The sequence below is a fragment of the Halarcobacter bivalviorum genome (assembly GCF_003346815.1).
GTDB lineage: Bacteria > Campylobacterota > Campylobacteria > Campylobacterales > Arcobacteraceae > Halarcobacter > Halarcobacter bivalviorum.
The window spans coordinates 2413101-2439571 of the sequence record NZ_CP031217.1 but is presented as its reverse complement, the minus strand read 5'-3'; the positions used below and the strand labels follow the sequence as shown (position 1 = coordinate 2439571).

The window sequence follows — 26471 nt, the reverse complement described above, 5'->3', positions numbered from 1 at the left end:
ATGGAACAACTATTTTTTACTCCTAAAGAAATAGCAGAAATAGTTGATGGCTATTGGGAAAATTATGATGATAATCTAAAAATAAATGAGTTTCATCATACTTATCATTATTTAAAAGAAGGTAATGCTTTTGTTGTTATCTCTGATAATTGGCACAACCCTAAAGCTTATAGAAATAATGAAAATAAAATTACTAGAGCTATAAAAAAAGGAGTAAGTGCTTTAATTGTAAAAAATGATTTAGAGATTAATACAAAAATTCCTATACTGAGAGTTGAAAATACCTATCAAGCTTTAAAGAAACTAGCTGAATTTGCAAGTTTAAAAACAGAAGCTAAAAAAGTATTAATAACTGGAAGTTATGGAAAAACAGGCTTTAAATCACATTTATATCATGTAATTAAAAATCAAGCTTCTACTTATACAAGATTAAATAGTGCAAATTATACTGCAAGTAATTATTGTAATTTAGCTTCATTAAAAAAACAGAATAAAGCCTTTTTAATGGAAATCCCTGTTGCTAATAAAAGTAAAATTCAAAGACGAAGTAAACTAATAAAACCCAATATTGCTGTATTAACATCTATTGGACATGAGCATATTGAAAGATTTAAAACAATTGAAAAGATAATTGAAAATAAATTATCAATTGCTACTTCATTAGATGAAAATAGTAAATTTTTAGTAAATGCAGATGATAAACATTATTCTAAAATTCAAAAAGAACTTAGTAAATATAAAAATCTCACAATTAAAACATATGGTACAAAACCTTCAAATAATGCATATATCTTATATAAAAAATTTAAAAATTTTGGTTGGGATGTAATTGCAAAAATTGAAAATAAAGTAGTAGCTTATAGAGTGCCTTTTTTAGAAGAATATGCTCCAACAAACTCTTTAGGAGTTCTTCTTTGTACTTATCATTTAGGATTTGATATTCATGAAGCAGCAAATAGTTTTTATAATATAGAAAATTTAAAAAGTAGTGGTGTTTTTTATAAAGCTTCTTATAAAAATAAATCATTTTTTTTATATGACCAAAGTAATAGAGGTGGAATAGAAGGATATATAAGTTTTTTTAAAACATTAAAGTTAATTTCAAATGAAGAAATAAATAGAAAAATTTTATTGACTTCAGAATTTGTAGATTACAAAGATGGAGAGATGCAATTAATTGATTCTAAATATTTTCAAACGTTAATCAAGGCTTCTGGCTTAGATGTTTTATATAGTGTTGAAAAATTTAGTGAACATATCAATGTCTTAGAGGATAAATCAATTTGGAAAAATCATAGTATAGATTTTGAAAATATAAAAGATGAGGTTCTGGATGAAATTAAAGAGAATGACTTATTGTGTGTAAAAGGTATCTTTGAAAGTAATCTTCCTGCTTTTATAGAATATATAAAAAATTTAGAAGGTTTTAAATTAGAAACAATTAAAAGTACACCAAGAATGAGATCTAAAAATGAGTCTTTACGACAACTAAGAACTTTAGAAGTAAATGATATCAAAGATTTTAAAAAGTATATAAACTTAGAAAAAAAGAGAGCTTGGATATACTATTTCCCTTTTATTTATTTTTGGTCTTTATCTTCAAGTAGAGAAATTCTAATAGAAAAAGAAAAAGATTTTTTAAATTTATTTTTATTAGATAAGTTTAATAGAACCTATCCTCCAAAATTGTCTTTATATTTACCTACCTTACCATTATTAAAAGAGAAATTAAATAGTGCCTTTGAAAGAATTTTTAAATATAAAGGTTATAAGAAAGCTTCAATTATTTGGTTAGATAAAGAAGACGTTTCTATTCTAAAAGAGATGGAGAAAAAAATCACTTTTGAGTATAAAACTTTTGACTATTTATATGACCCTTCTATCTATGAAAATCTTAGTGGAAAAAAATTTAGAAACCTACGACAAGATTTAAATAGTATTGCAAAAAATGAAAAGATAGAATTTTTACCATATTCTTTAGAATATAAGAAGTCTTGCTTAGAAATTTTTGATAAATGGATTAATATTCAACGTTCTAAGTATGGACGATTAAGTGATGAGAAATATACTCGAAATGCAATTTTATATTATAATCTTTTTGATAATGAAGATTTAGAAGGATACGTAGTATTAAATAATAAAAAGGTAGTAGCCTTTGGATTTTCAGGAAAAATGAGTGATGATATAGCAAATATGTTTATTGGCAAAAATGATTTTTCTTTACCAAGAGTTCAATCTTATTTAAAATTTAAATTCTTACAAATAAATAAGGATTATCTATTAGTAAATGATGGACCAGGTTTAAGTAAGGGCTTAGATCACTCAAAGAGAATTTTCTGTCCTGTTAAAAAGCATAAACTATATAAAGCAAATTTAGATAAAAGGTAAACAAATGAGAATTATAAAGATTTTATTTTTTGCTATTTTACTTAGTAATATCTCTTTTGCAAAAGATATTACTGAAAAAATAGAGTATCTTGGAACTCCTTATGCAAAACAATATAAAAAAGCAGAAGATGTATATTCTCGTAATTCATGGGATTTACAAGTATATGATAAAAAACTTTTTATTGGAGCGGGAAATAGTGCTAATGAAGGACCTTCAAAAAACTCTGGACCTGTAAATCTAATGGTATATGATTTAGAAAAAGAGAAGTTTTATAGTGAAGGTAAAATAGATGATGACCAAGTAGATATTTTCAAGATTTTAAATAGTAAATTACTAATTCCTGGGCATGATGCAAAAGGTAGTTGGGATTGGGGGAATTTTTATATTCGAAAAGATGATGATTCTTGGAAAAAATTTAGAAATATACCTAAAGCATTACATGTTTATGATTTAGTATTAAAAGATAATAAACTTTTTGCTGGATTAGGTCTTTATGAAGGTGCAGCAGTTGGTATTACAACAAATCTAGGTAAAACTTGGGAAATTCAAAAAATTGGAAGAAGCAGAGTCTATAGTTTTATGAATTTAGATGATCAATTGTTTGCATTAAAAAAATTTAAAAGAACTTCAAAACCTTATTTTAGTGTAGCTCAATATATTAATGGAAAATTTATTCCAAGGTATGATATTAGTATTTACGATATGTTTCCTGATACAAAATTTAAAATAAAATATTCAAGAGCAACAAGAATTATTAGTTTTGATAGAAGAGCCATTTATATAGGAGCATATAAATACAATAGTCATCAAACAATACCTTTTGGAATATATATTGCTACATTAAAAGATAAAAAAATCATTAGTAAAAAAATTAATTTAGACAAAGGTTTTATAGCAAATGATATTCTAAAAAGAGAAAATGATATTTATATCTTAGCCTCAAAAACTACAAAAAAAGGTGTAAAAAATAGAGTTTATCATACAACAACAAAAGAAATTGATAAATTAAAAACACTTTTTACTTTTGATTATGATACTTTTGCTAGATCATTTGAATTATATAAAAATGATTTTTATTTTGGGATGGGAACAGATGTTTCAGAAGGAGAAGATTGGTCTTTAAAAGAGATTTCTTCAAAAACAGGAGATATTCTTAAAATTGATGCTAGTGAGTGGCTAAAGTAAAATGAAAAAAAATATAATCTGCTACCTAAATGGAGTTAGCTCTAGTGGAAAAACTTCAATTTGCTCTTTTTTAGTAGATTATTTTAGTGAACCTACAATTTATCTAAGTTTGGATAATTTCCATAAGGTATTATGTAAAAAATATTCAACTGAAAAATGGCCTTTATATAAAGAAGAAGTAAAAGGCTTGCATCGTACTGCAAAAGTATGGTATGACATGGGCTTTAATGTAATTATAGATAATGTTTTAGAAACAAGTAGTTTAAAGCAAGATGCCAAAAGAAAACTTCCTTCTGCAAAATATATTGGTGTACACTTATCTTTAAAAACCCTTTTAGAAAGAGAGAAAAAAAGAGGACGAAATGACTTTAAATTGGTTAAATATCAATTTGAAAGAGTACACAAAGATATGGATTATGATTTTTCTGTAGATAGTGAAAAAAGTTCTTCTGAAGAGTTAGCAAAAAGAATTTATGAAGAGATAAATAATGATTAAAAAAAAACTATTTTTCTTTTTTATATTAATCTTTTTTATAAACTTAAATGCAAAAGAAGTTTTACTTTTAGGAAATCCGTACTCTAAATATTATAAAGATAATGAAAATATATATGCAAGAAATATTTGGGATATGCAATTCTTTGAAGGAAAAATATATTTAGGTGCTGGAAATAGTAGCAATATAGGTCCTGCACAAAATGCTGGAAGAGTGACAATTATAAGTTTTAATCCAAAAACAGAAAAGTTTGAGTATGAGTATGAAGTAGCAGAAGAACAAATAGATATTTTCAAAGTTTATAATAATAGATTATATGTTCCAGGGCATGATGCAACACAAAAATGGACTTATGGAAATATTTATAAAAAAGAGAAAGATAAATGGGAAAAATATAGAACACTTCCTAAAGCTTTACATGTCTATGATCTTGTAGAAAAAGATGAACAACTTTTTACTTCAATAGGATTATTAGGAAATAGTGCTGTTTTAATAAGTGATTTAGCAGCTTCTACGTGGAAAGAGATATTACATGGTAGAGGAAGAGTTTATAGTTTTATGCTCTTAGAGGATAAGCTTTTTGCAATAAAAACTTTTAAAAAACAAGTACCTACTGAACTTAGTATCACTCAATGGATTAAAGAAAAAGAGATTTTTTCCTCAAGATTTGATTTAAATGTGAATAGAATGTTTCCTAATACAAAACTTGAAAAAAAAATGATTAAAATCATTAAAACTACAATATTAAAAAGTGGTAATTTGTATATTGGAGCTTATACTCATAATGATCATCAAAATTTACCTTTTGGTTTATATTTTATTTCAAATGATTTACTAATAAATAAAGTAGAGTTAAAAAAAAATGAAATACCTAGAGATATAATTGTTAGAGAAAATAAAGTATATGTATTAGTAAGTGACAAAAATAAAAATATCATTTATTCTTTTGAGTTTAAAAATGATAATTATAAAATAAACAAGATTTTAAGTTTTTCATATAAAACTTTTGCAAGAAGCTTTGAAAAGTATGATAATTGTTTTTATTTTGGAATGGGGAGTGAGATAAAAAACCCTAAAAAATGGGATTTAAAAGAATTGAAAATAGAAACTGGAGATATTTTAAAGGTTTGTAATGATTAAATTAATAGTTTTAGTTTTTCTTCCTTTTTATTTTTTATTTGCAAAGAATGAGAATGTTTATATAAAAGAAGAATTTAGAATTTATTATACTTTAACAGGTAAAAATGCATTACCTTTAAAAAATCAAGAAGATAAAAATAATAATCAAGTACCTGATTATGTAGAAAGTATCTATGAAAAATTAAGATTTGCTTCTGATTTGATAAATAAAAAGCTTCATTTTAAAAGCCCTTTAACTCAAAAAAGATTCCATGGGGCTAAGTATATTGATATTTATTTAATAAATTTAAAAGCAAGAGGTGCTGCAAGTGATATTTTAAATAAAAAAAACAAATCAATAAGTATAAAGTTATCAACAGATTTAATTCCAAATACATTGACACCTCTTCATGAATTTTTTCACTTAGTTCACTATGGTTATACTTATTTTAATAATCGTTGGGTTATGGAAGGACATGCCAGATGGATTGAAAAAATTGCAAAAAATGAGAAAGGAAACTATAAAAGAAAACTTCCTCAGAGTATTGTAGAATTAGAAATCTTACTTAATAGCACCTATTCTTCTAAATACTTTTGGAATAGATTAGCTTATTTATATGATAATAGTTTTGAAAATACACAGTTGTTTTTTTTAAAAGTATTAGAAAAATTAGCTTTATATGATAATAAAGCAGAAGAGTTTTATTTCTATCCTAAACAAAGATGGACAGAAAAACAGCAAAAATCTTTTAATAATAATATATTTATTTTAAATGCTATAAAAGAGACTATCTTAGCTTTAAGAATGAATGAAAAAGAAGCTTTAGATTTTGTAACTTTAATAGATAAATATTTAAATTATATGGAATATGAGAATAATAAAAAAAATTTAACAAAAGAACTAAGAAGAATAGACTTTATCAAATTTAGCAAAAGTTATGATGAAGATTTTATTTTTAAAATTAATAAAATAATCAAAGAAAAACAAATCAAAGAAAGCAAAATTTTCCCTTCTAAGTCTTTATATTACAATAAGAAAAAAACAATCACAAAAGCAGTGATGTATAAAAATGGATATTTATATATTGGTGAATATATAAAAGAAAACTCTTTTGGAGTTTATTTTACTAATAAAAATATCTCAACTTTCGAAGAACTTTCATTAAATGATAATTATATACCTATAGATTTTTTTATAGAAAATGACTATATTTATTTAATGGTTAAAGATAAGACATCTTCATATGAAAGAATAAAAGTTTTAAGAACAAAAAATAAATTTTATTGGGATTTAGTTTTTCAATTTGATAATAATGAAAAAAATCTTAATAAATTTTTTTATGACAAAAGTACTTTTTACTTTATAAATAATGCAGATAAATTACTCTATACTATCAAAAAAGAAATTTGATAATTAATTATATTATTGCAAAGGCCTAAAATGTTTAATTTATATAATAAATATATTTTTACTCCTGGTCCAGTTAAGATGTATGAAAGTACATTAAAACTTGGTTCAATCCAAACTCCTTATTTTAGAAATGAAGAGTTTTCTCAAATAGTATTTGAATGTGAAAAAATCTTACTTGAAATATTAAATGCACCAAAAGGAAGTAGAGTACTTTTTTTAACAGCTTCTGGAACAGCAGGAATGGAAGCTTCTATACAAAATCTTTTAAATACAGAAGATAAAGCATTAGTAATAAATGGTGGAGGATTTGGACAAAGATTTGTAGATATTTGTAATATTCATAATATAAAGAATTATAATCATCAAATAAATGATAATAACCTAAAAAATACTGAAGAGTTAGAAGTTTATAAGGATGCAACAGCTTTATTAGTAAATGCTCATGAAACAAGTGTAGGAATATTATATGATTTAGAAAGTATAGGTAAGTTTACAAAAAAATATAATATTTTAAATATTGTTGATGCTATAAGTATGTTTATCACAGATAAACTTGATATGCAAGAACAAAATATAGATGTGGTAATTACAAGTTCACATAAAGGACTAGCTTTACCTCCTGGTTTAACTATGGTAGTTTTATCTCCTATGGCAATAAAAAAGATTAACCCTAAACATCAGTTATATTTTGATTTTAACAGTTATATAAAAGATGGAGAGAGAGGACAAACTCCTTTTACTCCCGCAGTATTAATAATTTTACAATTACATGACAGATTATTAAATATAAAGAAAGAAGGAATCTCTTTTCATAATAATAAAGCAAGAGACATAGCAGAGTATTTTAGAAAAGAAATTGAGAAATTACCTTTAGAAATATATAGTAATTTCATGCCAAATGCCATGACAACTTTAAGTCCACTTGATGAAAAAAGTGCAAGTGATATAGTAAGAGACTTAGAAAGAAGATATAACTGTGTACTTACTCCAAATGGTGGAGAACTTAAAGATAAGGTTTTTAGAGTTTCACATATGGGAGATATGACAAAAGAGTATGTAGATATATTAATTGATGCACTTTATGATTACTATAAAATAAGCAGGGGAGAATAAAATGAAAGTTTTAATAATGGCAGCTGGAGTTGGAAGTAGAATTAGTAGGCATCTTCAAGGACAACCAAAATGTTGTGTAGATATAAATGGCCAACCTTTAATTAGATACACCATGGAATTATTAAAAAAGAAAGGGATAAAAGAGATAGCTATTGTAACTGGATATCAAGAAAGATATATTCATCAAGCCTTAGAAGGTTTATCTTATGTTAGATATTTCAATCCTTTTTTTAGAGTAGCAAATTCGATCTCATCAGTTTGGTTTGCAAGAGATTTTTTAACTCCAGATGATGATATTATGATTATGAATGGTGATGTTTTTATGGAAGAGAAAGTATTAGATATTTTATTGGCTGAAAAAAGATCACCTCTAATGTTAAGTGATAGTACAAGAATTGAAGATGCAGACTATAGATTTAATTGGGAAGGTGAATTTCTAAAAAAATATGGAAAACATTTAACAAATAATGAAACTACAGGTGAATATGTAGGAATTGGAATTTTAAATAAAAGTGATCTACAAGTATTTAAGCAAAATGTTATAGATGCTGTTTCTAATGAAGATTATAGTTGTTGGTGGGAAGATATCATCTATAGAACTGTAGAAGATGGTAAAAAAGTTTATGTAAATGACATTGCTGGAGTATTTTGGGCAGAGGTAGATTATATAGAAGATTATGAAAGAATTAAAGATTTTATTTCATAAAAATAAAAGCGACTAATAAGCAACTTTTTTATTTTATAATTGGAGTAGGAAATTTTCAGTTTCAAGCGAAGGAAAAAAAATGATTAAATTAATAATTAGACATACAAATGCAGAATTAGAGGAAAAAATAGTTGAAAATGGTATGACCTTTCAACCTCAAGAAGGGGAACAATACTATTTAGTAGGTGCCGATAATTATACTTTTAACTTAACCAATGGTGATAGTTCAATTAATTTAATTCTAAAACAAGGTGATGAAAAAATCAATTTAGTTTTAGAAAATATGGCTGACTTAATAAAAAGCAACAATCCTACTGATCCTTTTGCTTTAACAACTGCTCTTGGAGTATCTTCAACTCAAGACGGTATGAATGAAATTGAAAATGCTTTAAATGATCCTTCTTTAGAAAGCGCAGAAATAATAGAAGTTTTAAAAACTAATTTAGCAGAAAGTACAGTTGCAAATATTGATGGTGCAATTATCGATAATTTTGGTAGTTTAGCTGAGCAATTAGAAGCAGCAGCTGCTGGAACAGTAGTTTCTCAAACTTATTTTGGTGCACAAGAAGATACTGAACAAGAAGTGACTCCTGCTGAAACAGAAAGAAGTGACAGATTAGAAGGTGATACTGATACAGACACGGATACTGACACAGATACTGATACAGATACTGATACAGATACTGATACAGATACTGACACTGATACTGACACAGATACTGACACAGATACGGACACAGACACAGATACTGATACTGATACTGATACAGACACTGATACTGACACGGACACAGATACAGACACAGATACAGACACTGATACAGATACTGATACAGATACTGATACAGACACAGATACTGATACGGACACAGACACTGATACTGATACTGATACTGATACTGACACGGATACAGACACAGATACTGATACTGACACAGATACAGATACTGATACGGACACAGACACTGATACTGATACTGACACAGATACTGATACAGACACTGATACAGACACTGATACTGACACGGATACAGACACGGATACAGACACGGACACAGATACAGACACGGACACAGATACAGACACGGACACTGATACTGACACAGATACAGATACTGATACAGACACAGATACAGACACTGACACAGACACTGATACTGATACTGATACTGATACAGACACTGATACAGATACGGACACAGACACGGATACAGACACGGACACAGATACAGACACGGACACAGATACAGACACTGATACTGACACAGATACAGATACAGACACGGACACAGATACAGACACGGACACGGACACTGATACTGACACAGACACAGATACTGATACAGACACAGATACAGACACTGACACTGATACAGATACGGACACAGATACTGATACGGACACAGACACTGATACTGATACTGATACTGACACGGATACAGACACAGATACTGATACTGACACAGATACAGATACTGATACGGACACAGACACTGATACTGATACTGACACAGATACTGATACAGACACTGATACAGACACTGATACTGACACGGATACAGACACGGATACAGACACGGATACAGACACGGATACAGACACGGATACAGACACGGACACAGATACAGACACGGACACTGATACTGACACAGATACAGATACTGATACAGACACAGATACAGACACTGACACTGATACTGATACAGACACTGATACAGATACGGACACTGATACTGACACAGATACAGATACTGACACAGATACTGACACTGATACAGATACGGACACAGACACTGACACTGATACTGATACAGACACTGATACAGATACGGACACAGACACGGATACAGACACGGACACAGATACAGACACTGATACTGACACAGATACAGATACTGATACAGATACTGACACAGATACTGACACTGATACTGATACTGACACAGATACAGATACTGACACAGATACTGACACTGACACAGACACGGATACAGATACTGATACAGATACTGACACAGATACTGACACTGACACAGACACGGATACAGACACTGACACGGATACAGACACTGATACAGATACGGACACAGACACGGATACAGACACGGACACAGATACAGACACAGATACTGATACAGACACAGATACAGACACTGACACTGATACAGATACGGACACAGATACTGATACAGACACAGATACAGACACTGACACGGACACAGATACAGACACTGATACTGACACAGATACAGATACTGATACAGATACTGACACAGATACTGACACTGACACAGACACTGATACTGACACGGATACAGACACAGATACTGATACTGACACAGATACAGATACTGATACGGACACAGACACTGATACTGACACGGATACAGACACGGATACAGACACAGATACTGATACAGACACAGATACAGACACTGACACTGATACTGATACAGACACTGATACAGATACGGACACAGACACGGATACAGACACGGACACAGATACAGACACAGATACAGACACAGATACTGATACAGACACAGATACAGACACTGACACTGATACAGATACGGACACAGACACGGACACAGATACAGACACGGACACAGATACAGACACGGACACAGATACAGACACGGACACTGATACTGACACAGACACAGATACTGATACAGACACAGATACAGACACTGACACTGATACAGATACGGACACAGACACGGATACAGACACGGACACAGATACAGACACGGACACAGATACAGACACGGACACTGATACTGACACAGACACAGACACAGATACTGATACAGACACAGATACAGATACGGACACAGACACGGATACAGACACTGATACTGACACGGATACAGACACAGATACAGACACTGACACTGATACAGATACGGACACAGACACGGATACGGACACAGACACGGATACAGACACTGATACTGACACGGATACAGACACGGATACAGACACAGATACAGACACTGACACTGATACAGATACGGACACAGATACTGATACGGACACAGACACTGATACTGATACTGATACTGATACTGACACGGATACAGATACAGACACGGACACAGATACAGACACGGACACAGATACAGACACTGATACTGACACAGACACAGATACTGATACAGACACAGATACAGACACTGACACTGACACTGATACTGATACAGACACTGATACAGATACGGACACAGACACGGATACAGACACGGACACAGATACAGACACAGATACAGACACAGATACAGACACAGATACTGATACAGACACAGATACAGACACTGACACTGATACAGATACGGACACAGACACGGATACAGACACTGATACTGACACTGATACTGACACAGACACAGATACTGATACAGACACAGATACAGACACTGACACTGATACAGATACGGACACAGACACGGATACAGACACTGATACTGACACGGATACAGACACGGATACAGACACGGATACAGACACGGACACAGATACAGACACGGACACAGATACAGACACTGATACTGACACAGATACAGATACTGATACAGACACAGATACAGACACTGACACTGATACTGATACAGACACTGATACAGATACGGACACAGACACGGATACAGACACGGACACAGATACAGACACTGATACTGACACAGATACTGATACAGACACAGATACAGACACTGACACTGATACTGATACAGACACTGATACAGATACGGACACAGACACGGATACAGACACGGACACAGATACAGACACTGATACTGACACTGATACTGACACAGATACAGATACTGATACAGATACTGACACTGACACAGACACTGATACTGACACTGACACAGACACTGATACTGACACGGATACAGACACAGATACTGATACTGACACAGATACAGACACTGATACTGACACAGATACAGATACTGATACAGATACTGACACAGATACAGATACTGATACTGACACAGATACAGATACTGATACTGACACAGACACAGATACTGATACGGACACAGACACTGATACTGATACTGATACTGACACGGATACAGACACGGACACAGATACAGACACTGATACTGACACAGATACAGATACTGACACAGATACTGACACTGACACAGATACTGATACAGATACGGACACAGACACAGACACTGATACTGATACAGACACTGATACAGATACGGACACAGACACGGATACAGACACGGACACAGATACAGACACTGATACTGACACAGATACAGATACTGATACAGATACTGACACAGATACTGACACTGACACAGACACTGATACTGATACTGATACTGACACGGATACAGACACGGACACAGATACAGACACGGACACAGATACAGACACTGACACTGATACTGATACAGACACTGATACAGATACGGACACAGACACGGATACAGACACGGACACAGATACAGACACTGATACTGACACTGATACTGACACAGATACAGATACTGACACAGATACTGACACTGACACTGATACAGATACGGACACAGACACGGATACAGACACTGATACTGACACGGATAGTGATAGTGACTCAGATTCAGACAGTGATTCAGACTCTGATAGCGATAGTGACAGTGATTCAGATTCAGACAGTGATTCAGACTCTGATAGCGATAGTGACAGTGACTCAGATTCAGACAGTGATTCAGACTCTGATAGCGATAGTGACAGTGATTCAGATTCAGACAGTGATTCAGACTCTGATAGCGATAGTGACAGTGACTCAGATTCAGACAGTGATTCAGACTCTGATAGCGATAGCGACTCAGATTCAGACAGTGATAGCGACAGTGATTCAGATTCAGACAGTGATTCAGATTCAGACAGTGATTCAGACTCTGATAGTGATAGCGACAGTGATTCAGACTCTGATAGTGATAGCGACAGTGATTCAGACTCTGATAGCGATAGTGACAGTGACTCAGATTCAGACAGTGATTCAGACTCTGATAGCGATAGTGACAGTGATTCAGATTCAGACAGTGATTCAGATGATGACTATGAGTTAAAATATGTTAGCGAAAGTGCTGCATTTAAAAATGTAATTGGTATTTATGAGTTAGATTCTGATGGTAATCCTTCAGGAGAAGCAAAAATTGTAATAGATGATCAAAATGGTATGGCTCCTGATACATTCCTTGCTGATATGGATGCAAGTAAAGATTATGGATTCTTTATCATATCAGATGGAGCAAATAAAGTTGATGATGATAGTGTAATTACATTTGATACAACAGGTGATAAACCAATACTATTAATTGATGGAGAACCATCAAGTAAACCAGTATTCCATGATTCACCAGAATTTAATGCAGATGGAAAAGATCACTTTATTTTTGAATCTGATGGCAATGGTGGAACTAATATTAAAATTGAAGATATCCCTGGATTAGGAGATGCTGATTTTAATGATGTTATTTTAAATGTAAACTATGAGTTAGCAGATAAAATACTTGTACCTGAGACTAATCCAACAGATGTAACGATTAAAATGTTAATAGGAGAAGAACAAGTAGTAAATACTGGTTCAGGACAAGAATCTGGTGCTAATTATTGTGAAGTAGGAAATGAAAATTTAATCATTTCAAAAGGGTGGAATCACAATGAAACAACAGATGGAACTAATAGTGATGATTCTATTTATGTAGGTAAAGGTAATAATCAAACTATTAATGCTGGAGAAGGTGATGATTATATTAAAGCAAAAGGTGGATGGCATAATGATAACCTTACTATAAATGGTGAGGGTGGAGATGATTATATCAAACTATCTACAGGTAATTCTCAAACAGCATTTGGTGGAGAAGGTAATGATACAATAGATGTAAATGCACCTGGATGGATAGACAATGTAGAAATCCATGGTGGAGAAGGTAATGATAAAGCAATTATGCAAAAACTTGGACATGAGAATTACTTTGATGGTGGAGATGGCTATGATACGTTAGTTCTTCAAGGAAGAAGTAGTGATTATAAAATTGTAGAAAATACAGATGGAAGCTATAGTATTTCAGAGTCTAAATGGTATGGAAGTCAATTTAGTATGGTTGCAGAAAATATTGAGAAAATTGAATTTACAAGTGGTGAAAGCATTAACCTTGGTTCAGTTTCTTATGAATATCCTTTAACTTTAGATATAGATGGAGAGACAACAAACTTAAATATCTTAGTAGATAATTTACCAGATGGTACAATTATATCAGGGACAGATGTACTTGATAACAATGATGGTACATTTACTATTATAAGTAAAGATGGAGAGTTTGCTAATGATATTAAAATTGAATCTTCAAGTTCTTTATCTGATGAACAATTAAATGCAATTAGCTCAACAGGAGAACAAGCAATTGAATTATCAGGAAACTCTAGTGAAGATGGAGCAAATGGTGTCAATGATACAATAATAGCTGATGAAGCAGAAGACTTATCATTTGATAATAGTTCAGAAAGTATTGATGCCGGAACAGGGTTTGATACTTTAGAATTAGATTATGAAAGTATCGATTTAGGAGATATTCAAGCTACAAACTTTGAAGTTCTTGATTTAGATAATGACCTTAATCAGACATTAGATATTGATTTAGATGAGTTAATTGATTTAACTGATGATGATAATGATTTAATTATTGTTGGAAATAATGGAGATGAAATAAATCTAAGTGGTTCTGGATGGGAAAAAGGAAGTGAACATAAAACTGTTGATGGACAAGATGGTGAGTTTACTGAATATACAAATGCAAGTAACTCAAATATAACATTATTAATTGATAATGATATAGATGTAGATGATGATATATAATAATATACAAGAATAGGAAACTATTCTTGTATATATGGAATAATTTTGAATAAAAATAGTTTAGAAGAAGAAAACCAAAGATTAAAGCAAGAAATTGAAAATCTTAAAAGTAAAGTAAAACAAGAGATAGAACATAATAGAAGAAATGATGAAATGCTTTTTCAACAAAGTAAAATGGCTTCTATGGGTGAAATGATTGGAAATATTGCTCATCAATGGAGACAGCCACTTATGGAGCTCTCTTCTATTTTTATGCTAATTCAAAGTAGAATTGAATATGAAGGAAAGATTTCAAATACTGAATTATTAAAACAGATAGGAAAATCAGAAGAAATTACTTCATATATGTCTCAAACTATAGAAGACTTTAGAAACTTTTTTGCAAAAGAGAAAAAAAAAGAAGAATATAGATTATCAAAACAGATTAGCTTATCTGTTAGTATGGTAAATAACTCACTTAAACAAAATAATATCAAATTAGAAATCTTATTACATAAAAACCCTAAACATTATGGATATAAAAATGAATATGCACAAGTACTTATTAATATTTTAAATAATGCAAGAGATGCACTTCTTTTAAAAAATATTGAAAATCCAAAAATCACATTAGCTGTTGATAAAATCGATAACTTTAGTATATTGACAGTAGAAGATAATGCTGGTGGGATTACAATAAAACCAATAGAAAAAGTATTTGAACCTTTTTTTACTTTAGATAAAAAAGATGGAACAGGTATTGGTCTTTTTATGTCAAAACTTATTGTTGAAAATAATATGAATGGTAAATTACTCGTAGAGAATGGTAAATATGGAGCAAAATTTATAATAAAAATCCCTCTTTATTAAGAACTCATATTATTAAATTTATAACCCACTTTAGAAATATTTTTTATTGAATTTTTTCCTATTTTTTTTCTTAGTTTATTCATTAGTGATTTAAAAGCAGAATCAGTTGCTTCAAAATCATCTTCCCATACATTTACTTGAATCTCATCTTTTGAAACAGTTCGATCTTTATTTTTAAATAAAAAATCTAAAAGAAGCATCTCTTTTTTTGTAATATCTATTAAAATATTTTCTTTTGTTAACTCTTTTTTTGTAAAATTATATATTATTTCTTCCTCAAATTCGATAATTAAATCTGATTCAACACTACAATTTTCAGCAGCTTTTTTCAATGTGTCTTTTAGCTCTTTAAAATTAACGGGTTTTCTTAGATAGTCTACAAGATTTAACTTTACAGCTTCTAATAAATATTTTGTATCTGTATGTGCAGTTAATAAAATTACAGGAATACTTTTATTAGTTTCTCTTATATGTTTTACAAAGTCTAAGCCATTTTTTCCTGACATACTTATGTCACTCAAAATAATATCAACCTTATTATTTGTAAATTTATTTAAAGCTTCTTCATAGTTTGTAGCTTCATAAACTTCTTCAAACATATATCCTAATATTTCCGTAACATTGGTTCTAATAAGCTCTTCATCTTCTAGATATAATATCGTTAGTTTTTTTAAATTATTCATGTTTTTGTACTTTTAATTTGAAAGAAAATTATTAAATTATAAAAAAAAGTTGCTTAAAAGTTGTTTTTTAATCAAAATTACAATATAATAAATAAATAAATTATTAAATTGGGGCATAGATGAAAAAGTTAGCACATATACTACTTGTAACGGGGATTTCTTTTTCTGCATCAAATGCGGTATCATTAAAAGAGTCTGTTGTAAGGACACTAGATACTAATCCTGATGTATTATCAGAAAAACTAAATAAAGAAGCATATCGAAAATATGTTGATGAAGAGAAAGCAGATTATTATCCTACTCTAGATTTTCAAGCATTTTTAGAAGATACTGAGACTAGAAGTGATAGAGATAATGTCGAAACTGATCCTACTACAGGAAGAAAAGATGGGTGGAATACTTCTTTAACTCTTGAACAAATTATTTATGATGGAGGGAAAACTCCTAGTGAAGTAGAAGAGTTTAGACATAAATATTTTTCAAATAAATATAGAAGTAATCAAAGAGTAGAAGAAATAGTTAAAAGAACTGTTGATAGTTATTTAGATTTAGTAAAATATCAAGAGTTATTAGATCTATCTAATTTAAATCTTAAAATCCATGAAGATTATTTAATTTTAGCTCAGGAAAAAGAAGCAGTAAGTGGTGAAATTTTAGAAACATATGAAGTTAACTCAAAAAAACACTTTTTAATAGATAGATATTTAGAACAAGAAGTAGAACAAAAAGAGATAAAAAATACTTTCTTACAATATACAAGTATAAAAAACGTAGGTAATGTATGTAGACCCCAAATAGATGATAATTTAATTCCTAAAACAAGTGAAGAAAATGTTGAAGATGCTTTAAGAAAAAACTTAAAGATTTTAAAAGCTGTAGAAGATATAAAAGAACAAAGAGAAAATATAGTACAAGCTAATGCCACTTTTTTACCTACATTAAGATTCCAATGGCAAGGGTCATTAGATGATGATTTAGCTTATCCTGAAAATGGAAGACAAGATATTTCAAGAAGTAGGTTAATTTTAAATTGGAATTTATTCGAAGGTGGTAAAAATAAAATTCAAAAAGAGAGAGAAAAATTATTTCTATTAGAAAAACAAAAAATTCTTGATAATGTGGTTAATGAAGTAGTAAAAGAAGCTAATACTAATTATTATAAATATCAAAATCAAAAGAAAAGAATAGAAAATTATAAAAAATATGTACAAGATAATAAAAATATTAGAGATGTATATATTAAGCAGTTAGAAGATGGTACAAGAACATTTATCGATGTATTAAATGCTGAATCAGAATATTATAGATCAGAAATTGATTTATTAAATTATGAATATGAGTTATATCAACTTTACTTCAATATACTAATTGATAGAGGGATGTTAAGTTATTCTGTTTTAACTTCAAATAATCAAAGTTGTAAAGCTTTTATTCCTACAAAGTATAATAGTAGATTTAAAAATCAAAATAAAAAAGATGATACTGAATTAAAAGATTTAGATTTATTAAATGAATTAGGTGCTGATTTAAACTTAACAAAAGAAGAGCAACTATCTGCAGATAAAGAGATTAGTGATATTATCAATGGAAAAAAAGTTGAAGTAGTAGAAGAAAAAGTTATAGAAACTACAAAAGCAGAATTTCCTGAAGGAAAGTATACGATTAATATTGCAAGTATAGATCAAAAAGAGAGTGTAAAAGAATATCTGAATAATTATAAGTTAAATAAAGATAAGATTTTTGCATACAATACTAACAATACAACTAATTTAATCTATGGAAGTTTTGATAATCTAGAAAATGCCATTTCAGAAATGAAAAATATTGATAAAAATATAATAGATAAGAAGATATATATCGATACATTAAGTAAGCATAAACTACTATATGATAAATTTAAAAGTAATAATCAATAAAAAATAAATGAAGGTGTTTTTTGGAAGATAAAACAGTCAATCAAAATGAAAGAAGAGTAGACTCTTTATTAGAGAATCTTTTCTTTTTATCTAAATATTATCAACGAAATAGTTCTAAAGACTCATTAATAGATGGCTTATCTATCTTTAATGAGGTTATGAATGTAAATAATTTTATAAAAGCTTCAAAAAAGATTGGGCTTATTAGTAAATTTGTTACTAGAGAAAAAATAGAAGATATCTCTAAATATACTTTACCAACAGTAATATTTACAAACAAATATGAATCAATGGTTCTTTTAGATTATGATATTGAAAATAATATTTCAAAAGTAATTATTCCTGAATTGAGTGATGGAGAGATAGAACTTCCTTTTGAAGAGCTTGAAAGTTTATATGTTGGAAAAGTAATTATTATAAAACCAGTTTATAACTTTGAGAATCGTGCTTCAAAAATGCTTTCTATTACAGAACCTAAAAAATGGTTCTGGGGAACAATGAAAAGAAATAAAGAGTTTTATACAAGAATTATTGTTGCTTCTATATTCATTAATATCTTTGTATTGGCTTTACCTTTATTTATAATGAATGTATATGACAGAATTTTACCTAATAATGCAATTGAATCACTTTGGGCTTTAGCAATAGGTGTTTTTGTAGTGATGATTTTTGATTTTGCATTAAAATCAATTAGAGCATATTATATAGGTATGGCATCAAAAAGAGCAGATATTGTAATGTCTAATAAAATTTTTGATCATATCTTAAATTTAAGATTAGACTCAAAACCTGCATCTACAGGTATGTTTGTAAATAGATTACATTCTTTTGAAGCCATTAGAGAATTTTTTACTACAGCAACAATTACAGCTTTAGTAGATGTTCCTTTTGTTTTTATATTTGTAGCAATAATTTTTTATATAGGTGGACCGTTAGGTTGGATTCCTGTACTTACAATTATTCTATCTTTACTTTTTTCATATTTTATGCAAACAAAAACAAAAAATCTTGTTGCAAGTACTATTAAAGAAGAACAACTTAAGCAAACATCTTTAAATGAAACAGTAACAGGATTAGAGATTATAAAAAGTGTTCGTGGTCAAAATAGAATGAAAACTCATTTTGATAAATCGTTAGGTCAAACTGCATATTTTGGAGAAAAAGCACAGCTTTTAACTCAAGTTGCAAGTAACTTTACAGACTTTTTATCAAAGTTTTCTAATGTTGCAATTATTGTTTTTGGTGTATATATAGCAACATCAGGAGATATGACAATGGGAGCTATAGTAGCTGCTATGATGTTAAATAGAAGAGCTGTAGCTCCTGCATCAAAAATAGTTACTTTGGTAATCAAATATGATAGAACAGTTGTTGCATTAAAGAATCTTGATGAAATAATGCAAATGGATGTAGAAAAAGAGAATAAAGTATATTTAAGTAGACCTGAATTAAAAGGTGATATAGAATTTAAAGATGTATCTTTTTCTTATAAAAATCATAATTATGAAGTATTAAAAAGTATAAATTTAAAAATTAAGCAAGGTGAAAAAGTAGCAATTTTAGGAAAAATTGGTTCTGGAAAATCTACACTTATTAAACTTATTCAAAATCTATATGTGCCTACAAAAGGATCAGTTCTAATTGATAATACAGATGTAAGACAAATTGATCCAGTTGATTTAAGAAAAGCAATTGGTGTTGTTCCTCAAGAGCCATTTTTATTTATGGGAAGTGTTAAAGATAATATAACAATTGGAGATCCTTTTGCAACAGATGAAGAGATTTTAAATGCTTCAAAAATTAGTGGTGTTCATGATTTTTTAGGAAAGCACGAATCAGGATATGACTTTATTGTTGGTGAAAGAGGTGAAGGTTTAAGTGGAGGAGAAAGACAAGCTATTACTTTAGCTAGAGCTTTAGTTGGAAATCCACACTTTATGATTTTAGATGAGCCAACAAACTCAATGGATAAACAAACTGAAAAAGCTTTTATAAAAAGATTGAATAGTATTTTGTCAAATCAAACAGTAATTGTAGTAACACATAAATTCTCATTACTTTCAATTGTTGATAGAGTAATAGTTTTAGATGATGGAAAAATTATTGCAGATGGACCAAAAGATAAAGTTTTTGGAAATAATAAAGCTGTAAAGAGTCAAGATGAATAGTAATAATGATGTAAGATTTGTCCATAATCTTTATGGTCAATCAAATGAAAGACCTAAATTTAGTGTAGATTTTTTATTTATGTTTATAGTAGTATTTTTAATAGTTCTTATAATTTGGGCAAGTTTTGCAGAAATTGATGAATTAGCAAAAGGAGAAGGAAAGGTTATCCCTTCTTCTAAAATACAAACAATTCAATCTTTAGATGGAGGATTGATTGAAGAGATATTAGTAAAGTCTGGAGAAGAAGTTAAGAAAGGACAAGCTCTAATAAAAATTGATACAACAAGATTTCAAGCCTCGTTAGAAGAGAGCCAAGAAAGCTATAATCAATGGTTAGCTATGCGAGAAAGATTACAAGTAGAATCAAATATTAATCTTGATAAAGAAGTTCCTGAACTTAAGTTTTCTGATGAAGTAAAAAAAATAGCAAAAGATTATATTGAATCAGAAAATGTATTATTTAAAAATAGAATAAAAGAGCTTAAAAGTTCAGTAAATGTTCTTGATTCTCAAAAAAGACAAAAAAAGCAAGAGTTAAAAGAGATTGAAGAAGAAATTAGACAATTAGATACAAAAATAAAACTTGTAAAAATTCAGAGAAATACAATTAAAAAACTTGTTCAAACTGGTATTAAATCAAAAGTTGATTTGATTACTATTGAAAAAGAGTATCAACAATTTATTGGAGATTTAAAAGCAGCAGAATTATCAATTCCAAGAACAAATTATGCTATTACTGAAATCGAAAATAAAAGAGAAGAAAAAATCACTCAGTTTAAAACAGCTGCCTCAAAAGAGTTACAAAGAATTGAAGTTGAAATAAACAAAGCACAAGCTAGATTAGTCTCGGAAACAGATAAAGTTGATAAAACTGTAATTAAATCTAGTGTAGATGGAATTGTAAAAGAAATTTATATGAATACTTTAGGCGGAGTTGTTCAATCAGGTATGAATTTACTTGATATTATCCCTAGTAGTGATAACTTATTAATTGAAGCAAAAATTGATCCTAAAGATATCGCTTTTATTAACCCTTTACAAAAAGCGATTGTTAAAGTATCAGCATATGACTTTACAATTTATGGTGGACTTGAGGGACAAATTGTAGAGATTTCAGCAGATAGTATTATTGATAAAGATAGTAAAGATGCTAAGAGTTATTATAAAGTAATAATTAAAACTGAGAAAAATTATCTTGAGAAAAATGGAGTTAAGCTACCAATTATTCCAGGGATGATAGCAACAGTAGACATTATTACAGGTAAAAAAACAATTATGGATTATATTTTAAAACCAATTTTAAAAATAAAACAAAACTCATTACATGAAAAGTAAAGGATAAGAAATGAAAAGTTTATTAAGTAGTTTAGTAGTTTTACTATTAGTATTTACAGGATGTTCTAGTAAACAAGATAGTGATATTACAAAAATAGATAATAAAAACAATGAAGAAAAAGTATCTAATAGTGATTCAGATTTTATTAGTGAATTAGCTTTACATGATGCAATTAGAGCAAAAGATATAGAGATTGTTAAAGATTTAATTTCTCATGGAGTAGAAATTGATAAAAAAGATTTATATGGATATACACCTCTACATTTAGCAGTTAGATTTGGTTTATATGATATTGTAGATTTATTAATTTCAAAAGGTGCTAATGTTAATAACGTAGATGATTATGAAGATACACCACTTTTAGATTCAACTAGAAATAGTACAAATGACATTTCAAGACTTTTATTATGTAATGGAGCAAATAGTAATGTTATGGATAAACATGATATGAAACCTATTCATAATGCTTCTAAAAATAATGATTTATACATTGTAGAAATGATTCAAAATAAATCTATAATTAATATGTGTGAGAAATTAGATATTACTTTAGATTCATATTCTCAAAAAGATAATAAAATTTGTGGAAAAATAGAAAAAGGAATTGCAAAAAATATTAAAGTAACAATTACTGATGAAAATTCTGAGTCTTTAAAACCACATGAAGAAGTAGAGGCACAAATTATTTTAGATACATACTGTGCACAACTTTCAAAAGAAATTTCTGAAAACAATCCTTATATTGTAACAGTTATAGGTACAAATTCAATTGATAAAGATATTGAAAGTTCAAGTTTAGAAAAAATAAAAATTAAAGAAGTAAAGCAAGAGGTTTTTATTGAAGGTTTATATGAAGACTTAGTAAAAGAATTTCAAAATGATTTTGATACGTGGAATGCAGAATTAGATAAACAAGGACTTGTTTTTAGATTTAAAAAACAAGAAGTTCTTTTTGCTAATGGAAGTAGTGAGGTAAAACAAGCTTTCAAAGATATTCTTGATGAATTTTTTCCAAGATATATTAAAGTTATAGAAAAATATAAAGATGAAATTCTTGATATCAGAGTTGAAGGACATACTTCTTCATCATATGGTGTTATAAAAGATGAGCAAGTTAAATATAATAAAAATAAAGAATTATCTGAAAATAGAGCAAAAAAAGTTTATGACTATACAGTTAATAATATAGTAAATTCACAGGAAGAAATAGACAAAGAATGGCTAAATAAAATATACTCTTATCATGGGATGTCTTATGATGATTTAATTCTTAATGAATTAGGTGAAGAAGATGAAGTTCAATCAAGAAGAGTAGAGTTTAGAATTAATAAAAAAATAAATTAAGGGAACTAACATGAGACAAATATTTATTTTAATAGCTACAATTTTAGTTATTAGTGGCTGTAGTTTTAAGGATAATACAACTGTAGTTTCAGAATCAAATAAGGATGGAGTTATTAATAAGGATGGTGAAGTTATAGTTAAACCTATATATAAAAAAGTATATAACTTTACTACTGTTGAAGATAATAACTATAGTCATCCTCACTATATAAATCTACATTGGTTACATATTGATGATAAAGAGTATGCTGTTGTTAAAAATATTGATAATAAATTAGGAATAATTGATAAAGATGGTGATTTAAAATTAAAAGCTATTTTTGATTCAATTGGACAATTTTTTAATGGTTATGCAAAAGTTGAAATAGCAGGTAAATATGGCTTAATCAATGAAGATTTTGAAGTAGTTTTAAAACCTATTTATGATGAAGTAAGAAATGTAATTGATGGTTCAATTATTGTTAAAAACTATACTAAAAATGGACAAGCAAAATATGCTTGTTTAGACACAGATATGGATATGGTAGCTTCTTTTGATTATGATATGATTTATTTATCAAATGAAGAGAGAATGAGAATTGTAAAAGATGATAAATGGGGATTTATGAATACTGATTGTAAAGTTACTGTAGAACCTAAATATAGCTTTGTTGATGACTATTCAAGAGGAATTGCAAGGGTTAAAATAGATAATTTATGGTCTTATGTTGATTTAAATGGAGATGAGATAACTCCTAAATCTTTTACTGACGCAGATAACTTTTAATTTTTAAAAACCATAGAGTTTATCTTTATGGTTTTTTTACTTCAAATACCATTTAACTATTTTTAGATATAATCGCACAAAATTAATCACAACAAAACACAATAATTAGGATAATTATGTCAAAACAACTACTTCAAAAACAAGCAGATACAATCAGGTTTTTAGCGGCTGATATGGTACAAAAAGCTAACTCAGGGCACCCAGGTGCACCAATGGGTATGGCTGATATTGCAACTGTATTAAGTGCACATTTAAATTTAAATCCATCAAATGATAAATGGTTAAATAGAGATAGATTAGTATTTTCAGGTGGACATGCAACAGGTTTAGTTTACTCTTTATTACACCTTTGGGGATTTGATGTAAGCTTATCAGATATGAAAGAGTTTAGACAATTAAACTCAAAAACACCAGGTCATCCAGAATATGGTCATACACATGGGGTTGAAATTACAACTGGTCCTTTAGGTCAAGGTATTGCAAATACAGTTGGTTTTGCAATGGCTTCTAAATATGCACAAAATATTTTAGGAAAAGAAGTTATTAACCATAATGTATATTGTCTTTGTGGAGATGGAGATTTACAAGAAGGTATCTCTTATGAGGCATGTGCAACAGCAGGACATTTAAACTTAGATAATCTTGTAATTATTTATGATTCAAATGAAATCACAATTGAAGGTGATACATCAATTGCATGGTCTGAAAATGTTAAGAAAAGATTCCAAGCAATTAACTTTGAAGTATTTGAAGTAGATGGACATAATTTTGAGCAAATTGATAAAGCTATTATTGCTGCAAAAGCTTCAGATAAACCAGCACTTATTATTGCAAATACTGCAATTGGAAAAGGTGCAGCTACAATGGAAGGAAGTCATCATACACATGGTGCTCCATTAGGTGAAGATGAGATTAAAGCATCTAAAATCAAAGCTGGATTTGATCCAGAAGAGACTTTTGTTGTTCCTTATGATATTAAAGGTGCTTTTGATAAATTAATTAAAGGTGTAGAGGCTGAAAATGCTTGGACGGAGTCTTTATCTGATGAAGCAAAAGCTAAAATTGAAGAGTTACAAAATCCTAATTTTGATGCAATTAAATATCCAGAGTTTGAAGTAGGAAGTAAAGTTGCAACAAGAAGTTCAAATCATAAAATCTTAAATGCAATTGCAGATGCAATTCCAGGATTCTTAGGTGGTTCAGCTGACCTTGCTCCATCAAATAAAACAGAATTAGCAAATACTGGTGATTTCCCAAATGGAAAAAATATCCACTTTGGGATTAAAGAGCATGCTATGGCAGCAATGACAAATGCAATGAATCTTTACGGATTATTTAGAGTATTCTCTGCTACATTCTTTGTATTCTCAGATTATTTAAAACCAAGTGCAAGAATTGCAGCATTAGCTTCAATTCCACAACATTTTGTATGGACACATGATTCTATTGGTGTTGGAGAAGATGGTCCAACTCACCAACCAATTGAACATTTATCTCAATTTAGAGCATTACCAAATTTTTATACATTTAGACCTGCTGATGCAAGTGAAAATGTTGAGTCTTGGAAAGTTGCTTTTAAAATGAATGCTCCAACTGCATTTGTATGTTCAAGACAAGATTTAGAAGTTCTTAAAGATGAAAGAGCATATGGTAATGTATCAAATGGTGGATATTTATTAAAACAAAGAGAGGGTGCAACAGTTACAATCATGGCTTCTGGTTCAGAAGTTACTTTAGCACTTAAAACTGCTTGTGAATTAGATAAAGAAGGTATTAAAGCAAATATTGTTTCAGTTCCTTGTTTTGATTTACTTGTTGAGCAGGATAAAGAGTATATCTCAAAAATTATTGACTCAAATACAAAAGTATTTGCAGTAGAAGCAGCTAGAGGTATGGAGTATTATAAGTTTGCTGATGTAGTATTTGGTATGGATACTTTTGGTGCTTCAGGACCTGCTGGAGACTTATTCAAAGAGTTTGGATTTACAGTAGAATCTTTAGTAGAAAGAATTAAAAACGAATTATAATAAAAAGTAGGAATTTCCTACTTTTTAATCCTCAAAAAGTTTTGTTGGTTTTCCATCAAAACTAAACTGATTTTTCTTTTTCATAAAACA

At 29.4% G+C, this 26471-nt stretch carries 16 protein-coding genes; 15 read left to right on the top strand and 1 reads right to left on the bottom strand.

The window, feature by feature from the left end; translation table 11 throughout:
• The 9 genes from ABIV_RS12330 (at nucleotide 1) to ABIV_RS12280 (ending at nucleotide 16140) form a co-directional block, all read left to right on the top strand.
• Nucleotides 1-2388 (top strand): Mur ligase family protein, encoded by a 2388-nt coding sequence (locus ABIV_RS12330; protein WP_114840176.1) that lies wholly within the window; start codon nucleotides 1-3, stop codon nucleotides 2386-2388.
• A 4-nt stretch (nucleotides 2389-2392) separates the two neighbouring features.
• Nucleotides 2393-3574 carry a hypothetical protein gene (locus tag ABIV_RS12325; RefSeq protein ID WP_114840175.1) on the top strand — a complete coding sequence of 394 codons (1182 nt, stop codon included), beginning with the start codon at nucleotides 2393-2395 and terminating at the stop codon, nucleotides 3572-3574.
• A 1-nt stretch (nucleotide 3575) separates the two neighbouring features.
• Nucleotides 3576-4070 carry a phosphotransferase-like protein gene (locus tag ABIV_RS12320; RefSeq protein WP_114840174.1) on the top strand — a complete coding sequence of 165 codons (495 nt, stop codon included), beginning with the start codon at nucleotides 3576-3578 and terminating at the stop codon, nucleotides 4068-4070.
• Nucleotides 4063-5208: a hypothetical protein gene (locus ABIV_RS12315; protein ID WP_114840173.1), complete on the top strand. Its 1146-nt coding sequence runs from the start codon at nucleotides 4063-4065 to the stop codon at nucleotides 5206-5208. The genes ABIV_RS12320 and ABIV_RS12315 overlap by 8 nt, the downstream gene beginning before the upstream one ends.
• Nucleotides 5201-6598 carry a hypothetical protein gene (locus tag ABIV_RS12310; RefSeq protein ID WP_114840172.1) on the top strand — a complete coding sequence of 466 codons (1398 nt, stop codon included), beginning with the start codon at nucleotides 5201-5203 and terminating at the stop codon, nucleotides 6596-6598. Before ABIV_RS12315 ends, ABIV_RS12310 begins: the two co-directional genes overlap by 8 nt.
• A 30-nt stretch (nucleotides 6599-6628) precedes the next feature.
• The gene (locus ABIV_RS12305; RefSeq protein ID WP_114840171.1) at nucleotides 6629-7711 is read left to right on the top strand and encodes a pyridoxal-phosphate-dependent aminotransferase family protein; all 1083 of its coding nucleotides are present in this window, start codon (nucleotides 6629-6631) and stop codon (nucleotides 7709-7711) included.
• Between the two features lies 1 nt (nucleotide 7712).
• A complete protein-coding gene (locus ABIV_RS12300) occupies nucleotides 7713-8417 on the top strand; it encodes a phosphocholine cytidylyltransferase family protein (protein ID WP_114840170.1) in 705 nt (234 codons plus the stop codon).
• Nucleotides 8418-8496: 79 nt separating this feature from the next.
• Nucleotides 8497-15291, top strand: coding sequence for a DUF4114 domain-containing protein (locus tag ABIV_RS13660; RefSeq protein ID WP_205526932.1), 6795 nt, complete (start codon nucleotides 8497-8499; stop codon nucleotides 15289-15291).
• Between the two features lie 45 nt (nucleotides 15292-15336).
• A complete protein-coding gene (locus tag ABIV_RS12280) occupies nucleotides 15337-16140 on the top strand; it encodes a sensor histidine kinase (RefSeq protein WP_205526931.1) in 804 nt (267 codons plus the stop codon).
• On the opposite strand, the gene ABIV_RS12275 is transcribed toward ABIV_RS12280, so the two are convergent.
• Nucleotides 16137-16823 (bottom strand): response regulator transcription factor, encoded by a 687-nt coding sequence (locus ABIV_RS12275; protein WP_114840169.1) that lies wholly within the window; start codon nucleotides 16821-16823, stop codon nucleotides 16137-16139. The two genes, ABIV_RS12280 and ABIV_RS12275, sit on opposite strands and share 4 nt — an antisense overlap.
• A gap of 119 nt (nucleotides 16824-16942) precedes the next feature.
• Here ABIV_RS12275 and ABIV_RS12270 point away from each other — a divergent pair, with 119 nt between their 5' ends.
• From ABIV_RS12270 to tkt, 6 genes are all read left to right on the top strand, one after another.
• Entirely contained in the window at nucleotides 16943-18739 is a 1797-nt protein-coding gene (locus ABIV_RS12270; RefSeq protein ID WP_114840168.1) for a TolC family protein, read from the top strand.
• A gap of 20 nt (nucleotides 18740-18759) precedes the next feature.
• On the top strand, nucleotides 18760-20907 hold the full coding sequence (locus ABIV_RS12265; RefSeq protein WP_114840167.1) for a type I secretion system permease/ATPase: 2148 nt from the start codon (nucleotides 18760-18762) through the stop codon (nucleotides 20905-20907).
• Nucleotides 20900-22243 (top strand): HlyD family type I secretion periplasmic adaptor subunit, encoded by a 1344-nt coding sequence (locus ABIV_RS12260; RefSeq protein WP_114840166.1) that lies wholly within the window; start codon nucleotides 20900-20902, stop codon nucleotides 22241-22243. The genes ABIV_RS12265 and ABIV_RS12260 overlap by 8 nt, the downstream gene beginning before the upstream one ends.
• A gap of 10 nt (nucleotides 22244-22253) precedes the next feature.
• Entirely contained in the window at nucleotides 22254-23588 is a 1335-nt protein-coding gene (locus ABIV_RS12255; protein ID WP_114840165.1) for an ankyrin repeat domain-containing protein, read from the top strand.
• Nucleotides 23589-23598: 10 nt separating this feature from the next.
• Complete coding sequence (locus ABIV_RS12250; protein WP_114840164.1) at nucleotides 23599-24354, top strand: WG repeat-containing protein; 756 nt, start codon at nucleotides 23599-23601, stop codon at nucleotides 24352-24354.
• 116 nt (nucleotides 24355-24470) lie between these two features.
• On the top strand, nucleotides 24471-26381 hold the full coding sequence (gene tkt / locus ABIV_RS12245) for a transketolase (RefSeq protein WP_114840163.1): 1911 nt from the start codon (nucleotides 24471-24473) through the stop codon (nucleotides 26379-26381).
• Nucleotides 26382-26471: the final 90 nt, after the last annotated feature.